The 11,075-nt window shown below is 70.8% G+C and carries 6 protein-coding genes and 1 pseudogene; 2 read left to right on the forward strand and 5 right to left on the reverse strand.

The annotated features are described in order from the left end of the window. Positions 1-356: 356 nt before the first annotated feature. Positions 357-2,345, forward strand: a complete 1,989-nt coding sequence (locus ACIBJG_RS05935) for a bifunctional glycosyltransferase 87/phosphatase PAP2 family protein (protein WP_399304530.1) — start codon at positions 357-359, stop codon at positions 2,343-2,345. A gap of 117 nt (positions 2,346-2,462) precedes the next feature. Here the strand turns inward: ACIBJG_RS05935 and ACIBJG_RS05940 are convergent, their stop codons facing one another. Both ACIBJG_RS05940 and ACIBJG_RS05945 read right to left on the reverse strand, forming a co-directional pair. Continuing rightward, positions 2,463-3,446 (reverse strand): AEC family transporter, encoded by a 984-nt coding sequence (locus tag ACIBJG_RS05940; RefSeq protein WP_399304330.1) that lies wholly within the window; start codon positions 3,444-3,446, stop codon positions 2,463-2,465. Between the two features lie 46 nt (positions 3,447-3,492). Beyond that, entirely contained in the window at positions 3,493-4,746 is a 1,254-nt protein-coding gene (locus ACIBJG_RS05945; RefSeq protein ID WP_399304332.1) for a cytochrome P450, read from the reverse strand. Positions 4,747-5,062: 316 nt separating this feature from the next. Here ACIBJG_RS05945 and ACIBJG_RS05950 point away from each other — a divergent pair, with 316 nt between their 5' ends. Next, complete coding sequence (locus tag ACIBJG_RS05950) at positions 5,063-6,232, forward strand: steroid 3-ketoacyl-CoA thiolase (protein ID WP_399304334.1); 1,170 nt, start codon at positions 5,063-5,065, stop codon at positions 6,230-6,232. A 153-nt stretch (positions 6,233-6,385) separates the two neighbouring features. Here ACIBJG_RS05950 and ACIBJG_RS05955 read toward each other — a convergent pair whose 3' ends face one another. From ACIBJG_RS05955 to ACIBJG_RS05965, 3 genes and pseudogenes are all read right to left on the reverse strand, one after another. Next, positions 6,386-9,499: an alpha-N-acetylglucosaminidase gene (locus ACIBJG_RS05955; protein WP_399304336.1), complete on the reverse strand. Its 3,114-nt coding sequence runs from the start codon at positions 9,497-9,499 to the stop codon at positions 6,386-6,388. A 194-nt stretch (positions 9,500-9,693) separates the two neighbouring features. Beyond that, positions 9,694-10,071 (reverse strand): annotated as a pseudogene (locus tag ACIBJG_RS05960) (IS200/IS605 family accessory protein TnpB-related protein); the annotation flags it as partial. 311 nt (positions 10,072-10,382) lie between these two features. Next, positions 10,383-10,808, reverse strand: a complete 426-nt coding sequence (locus ACIBJG_RS05965) for a transglycosylase SLT domain-containing protein (protein WP_399304338.1) — start codon at positions 10,806-10,808, stop codon at positions 10,383-10,385. Positions 10,809-11,075 lie beyond the last annotated feature (267 nt).

Raw genomic sequence — 11,075 nt, forward strand, 5'->3', positions numbered from 1 at the left:
GCCCACCCGCGCCGCCGATGCCGTACCTCTTGATTTCTTCCCGTGCACCGCATGTCCTGTGTTCCTCCCCGTGGTCACCGATCAGGGGCTCAGACGTGCGGACGCCCCCGCCGGTTCCGGCCGTTCCGGCCTGTCGGCACCGCGCGGCCGGGCATTCTTTCGGACAAAAGCGGGATGACAGTCAGGCGAAGAGGGGGTTGATTGTGTCTACCTCATAGGGCAATGCGAAGGTTTCACAGCATGCCGGACAGAGAATCGGCACCAAACGTTGGGAGGGTCGGCGCAACGTGGCGAACGCGGAGCACAGTGTGCGCACAGACGCGGTGACGGGGGCGAGGACCGGGGCTGCCCGTGCCGTGCTCTGGCTGGTTGTAGCCGCCTTGGCCGTGCGACAGATGGCGGTGGTGCTGCGGCAGCCGCCCGGCGAACGCCTCACCGATCTGGAGACTTGGACCGGTGAGAACGGTGTGCTCCATGTGACGGGTTCGCTGTACGACACCGACCGGTTCACCGGAACCCCCTTCGCGGGCCTGGTACTCAAGCCGCTGACCCGCACGGCCGAACAGAGCCTCGGTGTGGCATGGATCTTCGGCTCGCTGCTGCTGGTCGCCGCGCTCGGCATCATCGCCGCGCGCGCCCTGCCCGCCCCCGTCAGCCGCCGCACGGCCCTGCTCGCCGCCCCCGTCGCCATCAGCCTGCTGATGCTCTCGCTGCCGGTGCGCAACGCCCTCCACCTGGGCCAGACCAGCATCCTGCCGGTCCTCCTCGTCCTCGTAGGCCTCTTCACTGCCCGCGGTGAACGGGCCTCGGGCGTACTGATCGGGATCGCGGCCGCGCTCCAGCCGACCGTGCTGCTCTTCGCCGTCCTGCTCTGGCTGACCGGAAGACGCAGAGCCGCAACTACCGGCGGCGCGGCCTTCGCCGCCTGTACGGCACTGGCCTGGGCCGCGATGCCGCACGATTCGTGGACGTACTGGGTGCACCATGTCGTGGGCGCCGGGCTCGGCGACCAGGCCGACAGCCTCGCCAACCAGTCGCTGCACGGCGCGCTGCTGCGCCTGGGCCTCGAGGGCCCGCTGGAGATCGCCCTCTTCCTGGCGCTCGCCGCGGCCGTCTGCTTCCTCGGACTTCGCCGCGCCGCACGGTACGCGCGCGACGGCCAGCTGCTGCTCGCCGTGGCCGTGACCGGCTGTGTGTCCGTCGCCGTGGCGCCCACCGCCTGGCAGCACCAGCTGCTGTGGGTGCTGCTCGCCGTGGTCGGCCGGGTCGGCAAGCGCGCCTCTGACCGGCTGGTGTGGCCGGCCGTCGTGATCCTCGTCGTCACACTGCCGGGCAAGATGCTGCTGCCGAACATCGAGGCGGTGTTCCCGGTCCGCGACAACGTGCTGCTGATCGCCGCGCTCGCGGCCGCGTGCGTCGCCCCGTTCCTGCCGCGCACCTCGTCGTACTGGCAGCAGCCGATCCCCACCGGCCACGCGGCCCCGGTCGCCGCCCGCTGGGGCAGGGTGCCGCTGCTGCCGTTCTGGCGGCGGGTGCTCAGCCGGCCGAACCTGCTGCTGGAACTCCTGCTGATCAGGGTCGTCTACTCCGCTTACCAGCAGGTCAGGCTGGCCGCGACGGCCGGCCGCGCCACAGCCGAGCACCACGGCCGGCAGATCCACTCGATCGAACAGTGGCTGCACATCGACATCGAGCACTGGGCCAACCATTCGGTCGTCAGGATCGGCTGGCTGCGGGACTTCTTCGACTACTACTACTCGACGTTCCACTTCATCGTGCCGCTGGCCATCCTGGGCGTGCTGTACGTACGCCGCCCCGCGGACTACCGCTGGGTCCGCAGCTCCATCGGCTTCGCCACACTGCTCGCCCTGGTCGGCTTCTGGCTCTACCCGCTGGCCCCGCCACGGCTGATGCCGGGGCTCGGGTTCATCGACACGGTCCACGGCGTCCAGGACTTCGCGAAGCCCGACTACGGCACGCTGACCGGGGTCACCAACCAGTACGCGGCGATGCCGTCGCTGCACTTCGGCTGGTCCCTGTGGTGCGGTGTGGTGATCGTGATGCTCGCCCCGAAGATCTGGATGAAGGCGCTGGGCGTGCTGCACCCGCTGTTCACGGTCTCGGCGATCGTCGCGACCGGCAATCACTGGGTGCTCGACGCGGTGGGCGGGGCCGCGGTCGTGGCCCTCGGCTTCGGCCTCACGTACGCGTTCTCGGGTCCGCGCAGGCTGCGGGAACCGGGGGACGAGCCGGGCGCGGCCGGCGACGGGGAGAAACCGCGGGACGGAACCAGGAGGACGACGGCGGTGCCGCAACCTGCCGGGCGCGTGACCGAGAGCGCCTGAGGGCGGGCGATGACCGAAGGGGTGTCGGACGGCGAAAAACGCCCGGCACCCCTTCGGCATGTGGATCGTCGCCCACCCAGCATCCGCCCGTCCGGCGGGCCCCGCCACTCCAACGGATCAGCGGGACGGTCCCAGCGCCCAGGCGGCGAAGGACAGCGTGCCCATCGACACCACCGTGGACGCCACCACGCAGTTGCGGGCGAGACCGGTGTCCAGGCCGTACTCACGGGCGTAGATGTAGGCGTTCTGAGCCGTGGGCAGCGCCGAGCAGAGCACCACGGCCAGCACCTGGTGGTCCGGCAGGTGCAGGAGCGGGCCGGCGACGACGAAGGCGACCAGGGGCTGGAACAGCGTCTTGAGCGCGACCGCGACCGCGACCTCCGCACGCCCTGTCACCGGCCCCGTCATCCGGCCGGCTCCGCCGCCGTGCAGCGACAGGCCCAGCGTGACCAGCGCGGTCGGAACGGCGGCGGCGCCGAGCACGTCGCAGGAGTGGGCGACGGCCCCGGGCAGCCGCACCCCCGTCGCGGAGACGGCCACCCCGAGGATCGAGGCCATGATGACGGGGTTGCGTACGGGCATGGTCAGCATCCGGCGCAGACCGCCGGTGGCGGACCCGCCGCGCTGCGTACCCGAGTCGAGCAGGGTCAGGACCACGGGCGAGACCACCAGCACCTGGAACAGGATGACCTGCGCGACGAACGAGGCATCGCCGAGCACGTGCACCGCCACCGGGATGCCCAGATTGGCGGAGTTGACGTAGCCGGACGCCATGCCGCTGATCGACGCCTCGGCCCTCTTGCGGCCGAAGAACCGCCGGCCCACCACGTATCCGAGCGCCGACACCAGCACCGTGCCCGCGACGAACGCCAGCATCGACGGATGGGCGAAGGCGGCCGGCCGCGACCCGGACACCATGGTGAACAGGGCGGCGGGCATGGCCACATGGAAGACGAACCGGCCGAGCACCGACTCCGCCTGCTCCCCGAGGAGACCGCCGCGGGCCGCCGCGTAGCCGATGGCGGTCAGGATCCAGATGGGGGCGAAGCCGGAGAACAGCGCGTGCATGGCCGCCATGATCCCCGTACCCCTGTCCGGCATACGGACGGGGGTACGGGGGGACGGTGTTCTCAGGCGTCCGTCGTGCTTAGCGCGTCCCGGACGCGCTCACCTGGAGCTGCTTGATGCCGTTGAGCCACGCCGACCGCAGCCGTCGTGGGTCGCTGACCAGTCGCAGGTCCGGCAGCACGTCCGCGATCGCGTTGAAGATCAGGTTGATCTCCATCACGGCCAGGGACTTGCCCAGGCAGAAGTGCGGACCGCCGCCGCCGAAGCCGAGGTGCGGATTCGGGTCGCGGGAGATGTCGAACCGCTCCGGGTTCTCGAACACCTCGGGGTCGTTGTTGGCCGACGAGTAGAACAGCCCGACCCGGTCACCCTTCTTGATCTGCTGCCCGCCCAGTTCGAGGTCCTGGGTGGCGGTCCGCTGGAAGGAGACCACGGGCGTCGCCCAGCGGACGATCTCCTCGGCGGTGGTCTCCGGCCGCTCGCGCTTGTAGAGCTCCCACTGCTCGGGATGGGTCAGGAAGGCGTGCATGCCGTGGCTGATGGCGTTGCGCGTGGTCTCGTTGCCGGCCACGGCGAGCAGGATCACGAAGAAGCCGAACTCGTCGGAGGAGAGGTTGCCCTCGCCCTCGGCGGCGACCAGCTGGGAGACGATGTCCTTGGCCGGGCACTCCTTGCGCGCCGCCGCGAGGTTCATCGAGTAGGAGACGATCTCCATCGCCGCCTCGGCGCCGATCTCCTCGGTGATCGCGTACTCCGGATCGTCGTACGCGGCCATCTTGTTCGACCAGTCGAAGATCCGCGCCCGGTCCTCCTGCGGTACGCCGATGAGCTCGGCAATGGCTTGAAGCGGCAGCTCCACGGCGATGTTGGTGACGAAGTCGAACGAGCCGTCGTCGTCGGCCCCGGCCAGCGCCGTCTCGACGATGGAGCGCGCCCGGTTGCGCAGCGTCTCCTCCAGGGACCGGATGGCGCGGGGGGTGAAGCCGCGCTGGACGATCTGGCGGACCCGGGTGTGCTCGGGCGGGTCCATGTTCAGCATGATCAGCTTCTGGACGTCGATCTGGTCCCGGCTGATCGACTCGTTGAAGCGGATCACGGCGGTGTTGGTGTTCGACGAGAACAGTTCGGGATGCGTCGAGACGTACTTGACGTCCGCGTGCCGGGTGACGACCCAGTAGCCCGAGTCGTCGAAGCCGGAAATGCCGGTGGGCTGGGTGCACCACCAGACCGGTGCCGTCTCCCGCATGAGCGTGAACTCCGGGTGCGGGACACGGGCGTGGAGCAGGTCGGGGTCGGTGAAGTCGAACCCTTCGGGCAGATGGGGGCAGGGCATCGGCAGCTCCAGGTCAAGAACTCCAGGTCGGTCCGAGAGCCGTCGGCACCATGTCTGACGACCCATCAGAAGTTGCCCGCAAGGTAGTAACGAGTTCTACAACTGACAAGGGGCATGGCCGGATCTGTTGCGTGAAGCATCGGTGAACCGGGTGGTTTGCGGTGGGTGTTGGCCGTGAAGGCTGGGCAAGGTGCGTGCACGACCCTTGCGTACCGGGGGTAAGCCTCATAAGACTGCTTGCAGAACTAGAACGCGTACTAGTTCCTTCCGTGGGCGCCGGGACGCCTCTGCGGAAGTGCGAGGAGAGGACGAGCTCATGGCCGCGGAACCCGTCATCGTCGAAGCCGTACGCACCCCCATCGGCAAGCGCGGAGGCGCGCTCGCCAACCTCCACCCGGCCTACCTGCTGGGTGAGACCTACCGTGAACTTCTCGGCCGGACCGGCATCCACGCCGACTGCGTCGAACAGATCGTCGGCGGCACCGTCACCCACGCCGGCGAACAGTCCATGAACCCCGCGCGCAACGCCTGGCTCACCGTGGGACTTCCGTACGAGACCGCCGCGACGACCGTGGACTGCCAGTGCGGCTCCTCGCAGCAGGCCTCCCACATGGTCGCCAACATGGTCGCGGCCGGGGTGATCGACGTCGGCATCAGCTGCGGCGTCGAGGCGATGTCGCGCGTACCGCTGGGCAGCGGCTCCAAGCACGGGCCGGGCAAGCCGTGGCCCGACGAGTGGAACGTCGACCTGCCCAACCAGTTCGAGGCCGCCGAGCGCATCGCCCGCAAGCGCGGCCTCACCCGGGAGGACGTCGACTCGCTGGGCCTCCTGTCGCAGGAGCGGGCAGCCGCCGCCTGGGCCGAGGAGCGCTACAAACGGGAGACGTACGCGGTCCAGGTGCCCACCACCGAGGCGGAACAGTCCGCCGGCCAGGGCATGTGGCGGCTCGTCGACCGTGACGAGGGGCTGCGCGACACCACGATGGAGGGGCTCGGCCGGCTCAAGCCCGTGATGCCCACCGCCATCCACACCGCGGGCAACTCCTCGCAGATATCCGACGGCGCCTGCGCGATCATGTGGGCGTCCAAGCGGATGGCGCGGGCCCTCAAGCTGAAGCCCCGGGCCCGGATCGTCGCCCAGGCACTGGTCGGCTCCGACCCGCACTTCCACCTCGACGGCCCCGTCGACGCGACCCGTGCGGTGCTCGGCAAGGCCGGGATGTCGCTCAAGGACATCGACATCGTGGAGATCAACGAGGCCTTCGCGTCCGTGGTCCTGAGCTGGGCCCAGGTCTTCGACCAGGACCTGTCGAAGGTCAACGTCAACGGCGGGGCGATCGCGCTGGGCCACCCGGTCGGCGCCACCGGGGCCCGGCTGATCACCACGGCCCTGCATGAACTGGAGCGCAGGGACAAGGAGTTCGCACTGATCACCATGTGCGCGGGCGGTGCGCTGGCGACCGGCACGATCATCCAGCGGCTTTAAAGCGTGTTTCGGAAGTCCCGTCTGCCGGCCGCCCTCCGGGCGGACGGCGCTACTTTTCGAAACACGCCCTGGGGCCTGTCCGGCGGACCAGGGCCGGACAGGCACTGGGGCCCTGCGGGGGCGGGGGCCGCGACGGCGGCCCCCGCCGCCCGGTCAGCCCGTCAGTGACCAGCCGCTGAAGTCCACCCGGCCGCGCCGGCCGGACCCGCCGTTCGCCGCCGTCATGAAGAACCCGACGTCCTGGACGGCCGCCGCGCCCGGCACCCACGCGGCACCGAGCGTCCGCCAGGTGGCCCCGCCGTCCGTCGAGCAGGAGCCCGTGTACGCGGAGCCGGTCCGCGTCAGCCGCAGCAGCACCGGCCCGGTGACCCCGGGCAGCGAGTCCCGCTTCTCCAGGGTGCCGTCACCGTTGGCGTCGTACGAGAGCACGACCCCGTTGACCGGCGTCAGGGCCAGATTCAGGAAGCCCCGGGACCCGGTCGTCGCCATCGCGTTGCGCACGACGATCCCGGCCCGCGCCCAGTTGCCGGTGTTCTCCTGGGAGTCCACGCGCACGGTCGCGCACCCGCCGTCCCCGAACGCCGCCGCCCGGTACACCGTCCCGAACTGGGCCGTCGACCCCCACAGGTCGCTCCCCGCCCCGTCGATGGCGAAGCGGTCGGCGACCTGGCCGAACGACGCGTCGTTCGCGTTGTGCGTCAGCCAGCCCGCGTCGAGCGGCCCCGCCACGTAGATCCGCCCCTGCGTCACCGCCGTGACCGGCCGCTCCCCGCGGGGCCCGTACTCCGTCCCCAGCTCGAAGCGGTGCGCCTCCAGCGGCTCCTTCGGCGCGGCCGGCGGGGCGGTGACCCGCCAGCTCGCCCGGGCACTGCCGCCCGCCTCCACACCGGCCAGTTCGACCGGCCCCTGCGCCTCGCTCCCCAGACCGGGAACGGCGAGCGAGAAGCGGACGGGCCCGGTCGAGCGCAGCCCGTTCACGTTACGGAAGCCGGCCTCGATGACCGCCGAGCCGCCCGGCTCCACGGTGGCCCGGTCGGCCTCTACGGTGACCGTGCCCTGGTAGGGGGCGGCGGAGAGCGTCTCGTACACCCGGCGCGCGGTGCGGTGCACGGCGCTCGCGCTCAGCTCCCGCAGCGGGTACGCCTTGCGCTCACGGGTCCACGGCTCCTCGACGGCGTACCAGTCGAAGGTCCTCGGCGCCCGGTCGTGGGCCAGTGCGTCCGCCATCTCGTCCAGATAGCTCTGCCACTGCGGCAGATGGAAGTCGCCGATCAGCCCCTGCCAGTCCCGGTTGGCGTAGTTGGCCAGCTTCCCCGCGTCGGCGGCCGGCCGGTCCGCCCAGGTGGTGATCAGCGCGCGGGCACTGTGCTCCAGCTGGGCGGACTCGGCGGGCGAGGAGGCGTAGCGCCGCGCCTCGTCCAGCCACGGGCCGAGCATGAACGCCCGGTGTCCGCCGGTCATCTCCTCGCTCAGCCGCATCAGTTTCAGCCACAGCGCGGACAGGGCGGTGAACGCGCCCCGGTCCTTGCGCTCGTAGGCGGCGCGCAGCTGCGGCAGCAACTGCCGGGAGCGGTTGGCGAGCGCCTGGCGCGCGAAGTCGGTCAGGTCGAAGCGGTACGCCTCCGAGCGGCGCAGCGGCTCCCGCATCCCGAGCAGGCCGGCGAAGGCGAGGTCGAAGCCGGCCGAGTCGAACGACAGCTGCGTGGTTCCCCAGTACGTGGCGTTGACCGCCGCGAGGTCGGGCCGGGCCGCGAACAGGGAGTCGTGCGGGCGGCCGTCGCTGCTCTGCACGTCGTACGCGGTGTCACGCAGCGCGGCGAAGGCCGCGGTGGCCCGCCGGTCCCGGCCGCCGTACCGGAACTGCGCGTACCGCGTGAACCAGGCGGCCCTGTCGACGGTCTCCTCGCGCCAGGCCAGTTCGGTGAACAGCTCGAAGGCGGCCGGGTCGCGGTCCGTGGACTCCGGGAGATAGGCGGTGCCGGTCAGCGTGCTCCCTGCCTTGTCGCGCCAGGCCGGGAACTTCTGCGTCCAGGCCGGAGCCATCGCGCCCAGCGTGGTCCGGCCGCCGAAGTTCGGGATCGCACCGAAGGCGTACGGGGTGTTCACCCACTCCTTCTCGCGGTCCGTGGACTCGTCCAGCTCGGAGCGGCCGTCCACGATCAGGACATGGGTCTTGTCGAGCGCGGCCAGCAGTTCCGGGCGCGGATTGCCGGTCCAGCCCATGATCACCCAGGTGGCACCGGGTCGGGCGGTCTGCAGCGCGCGCTCGATGCCGCGCCCCGCCTCGGGGATGTCCACCCCGCCCGCAGTGCCGCCCTCGTGCAGGATGTCCATCTTGTACGACGGCACGTCGTCGAACAGCACCCGCTGATGCCGGTAGAAGGACTCCGCGACCCGGGCGAAGGTGTCGGTCCGCGGGTCCAGCCAGTCCGGGCGCCGGAAGCCGGACCAGAGGCCCTGCGGGACGACCGAGGCGCCGGGGTTGCGGTCGGCGAAGCCGACCGGGACGGTGCCGAAGTAGCCGGGCAGGACCGGGTCCATGCCGAGTTCGCGCATCCGGTCGGCGGCCCGCCGGCCCAGCGCGGCCCGCCGCGAGATGAGCTCCGGGGTGGCCGGGCCCCCGTACTCGCTCATGTTCTGCAGCAGCCACCACGGCTGATGGGTCGGCGCCGGGATCCATGCCCTGGCCTCCGCGTCGCTGTAGCCGAACTCCTGCAGCCACCGGTGGTACACGGCCTCCTGACCCACGGTCAGGAACACCTGGTTGCAGCCGTGCAGGGCCAGCACGTCGAGCGTCCGCTCCCAGCGGGCCCAGTCGGCGTACGGGGCGGTGTACCCGTCGTACGTGTCGTTGAACGCGAACCGGTGGGGGACCGTAGCCCCGCGCTCCAGCGGCCGGTCGGGCGCGGGCAGCACGGCGGGCAGGTCGAGTTGGCTGCCGGCCCAGGAGATCACCGCGTCGCACACGTACTTCAGGTACCAGTGCACTCCGGTCAGGATCACCGCCGGGCTGGTCCCGGCGACCTCGATGCGCCCGCGCGAACCGCCGACGCGGAAGCGCTCGCCGCCGTCCGCCGGATCGAGGAGGGTGAGCCGGAACTGCCCGGCGTGCCCGCCCAGCAGCCGCCCCAGCGCCGCCTGCGCGGCCGCGGTTCCCGCCGTCCTGCGCGCCGGTCCTGCCGCTGCGGGGATCTGCGTGCCGAGGGCGGCGGACACGCCCACCGCTCCGGCAGAGGTCAGTAGCGTACGTCTCGACAGCTGCGTCACGAGCACTCCTTGGTCGTCGCCACGGATGGTGCGTCAGATGTGAACTGGATTCTGCGGTGCGCACGTTAATGGGGGGGCGCAGGCGCGACAACGGGTCCCCAACATCTTTCGGACAGGCCACCGGATGGCGCAGGGGCCGGCCGCGCCGGGGAGGGGCGACCCCCGGAGCGAGGGCGCTCTCAAGTCCACCGTTCCTAGCCAGTGTGCATGAGTGAGTCTTGGACCCACTGATGTGTTCTGGGCGCATCCCGAACGGTTTTGGGTGCGCTGGGTCGCCGCTTTCGCGTTCCGCTCGGTGGCACGTCTCCAGGGGCGTGGTCCGTTGCGGGTGGGCGGGTTCCCTCACGTCCAGGGGCACGCCGGCCGGCCTGGTCAGTCCGATGCCCCACACGATCGCTCCGGTCGTGTGGGGGCGGTGTCGTCCGACGCCGGATCGGGTGTCCGAGGGCGCGTCGCCCGATCGCGATACCGGCGGCATCGTGACGGGACATCTTCCGGTGCGGGGTGGTCAGTGGTTTCGGCCAGTGCTGCCCACCCCACATCGAGGTATAGGCCGGATCGACCGCGATGATCGCGCCGTTCCCACCCTCACTCACCCCACCACCCGACTCGCTCACAGGCACTACAACTCACTCATACACACTTCAAAGGCAACGGCTCGCAACCCCGGGCAACAACGCGAGCAACTCCGCCCCGACGCAACGCATACGACGCCTGGCGGCAGCCGCCACCGTGGTGGTCCTCGCCGCACTGAGCACCGTGCCGGCCGCCCGCCGGGACCCCCGCCGGCCGCGCGCGGCTGAGAGGCAGACACGACGAGGGCCCTCCACCGCGCGTGTGCGGTGGAGGGCCCTCGTCGCTACTGGCTGTGGTCCGGGTGGACTCAGTACCAGTTGTTGGCCTGCCAGAAGGACCAGGCGCCACAGGGGCTGCCGTAGCGGGAGTTCATGTAGTCCATGCCCCACTTGATCTGGGTGCTGGGGTTGGTCTGCCAGTCGGAGCCGGCGGACGACATCTTCGAGCCCGGCAGCGCCTGGACCAGGCCGTAGGCGCCGGAGGAGGCGTTGGTCGCGCTCGGGTTCCAGCCGCTCTCGTGGCTGACGATGTTGCTGAAGCACTGGAACTGCGCGTCGTCACCGATCATCGACTTCGCCGTGTCCTGCGCACTCGCGGCAGCGGACGTCGGCGCGGCGGAGGTGGCCGCCATGGCCGGGGAGACGCCCAGGGCCACACCGGAGGCACCCAGCAGCACTGCTGCACCGGCGACGGCGGACTTGCGACGGGCGAGGATGTTACGGGCGAACGACACAGGGAACCTAACGTCGGGTACGGGGGAGTCGCATGCTCCGGCCCGAATCCTTCGTGGACCGTTGCGCGTTGACCGCTGTCCGTTCCGGTGGACGCTGCGGTGCTCGGCGACTTCTCCAGTGTTAGCGGCGCCGTTCAACCACCGCAACGACCCCCGGTACGACCCCGCCTCGCACCCGGGGCCGAAGGTCCCGAACCCCCTCAAACTGCTTCATAGCAGGTTGGAGGGGGTGGAACGGGGTCCGGTGACGGCCCTCCGCGGCTACTG

The sequence above is a fragment of the Streptomyces sp. NPDC050422 genome (genome assembly GCF_044458665.1).
Classification (GTDB): Bacteria; Actinomycetota; Actinomycetes; order Streptomycetales; family Streptomycetaceae; genus Streptomyces.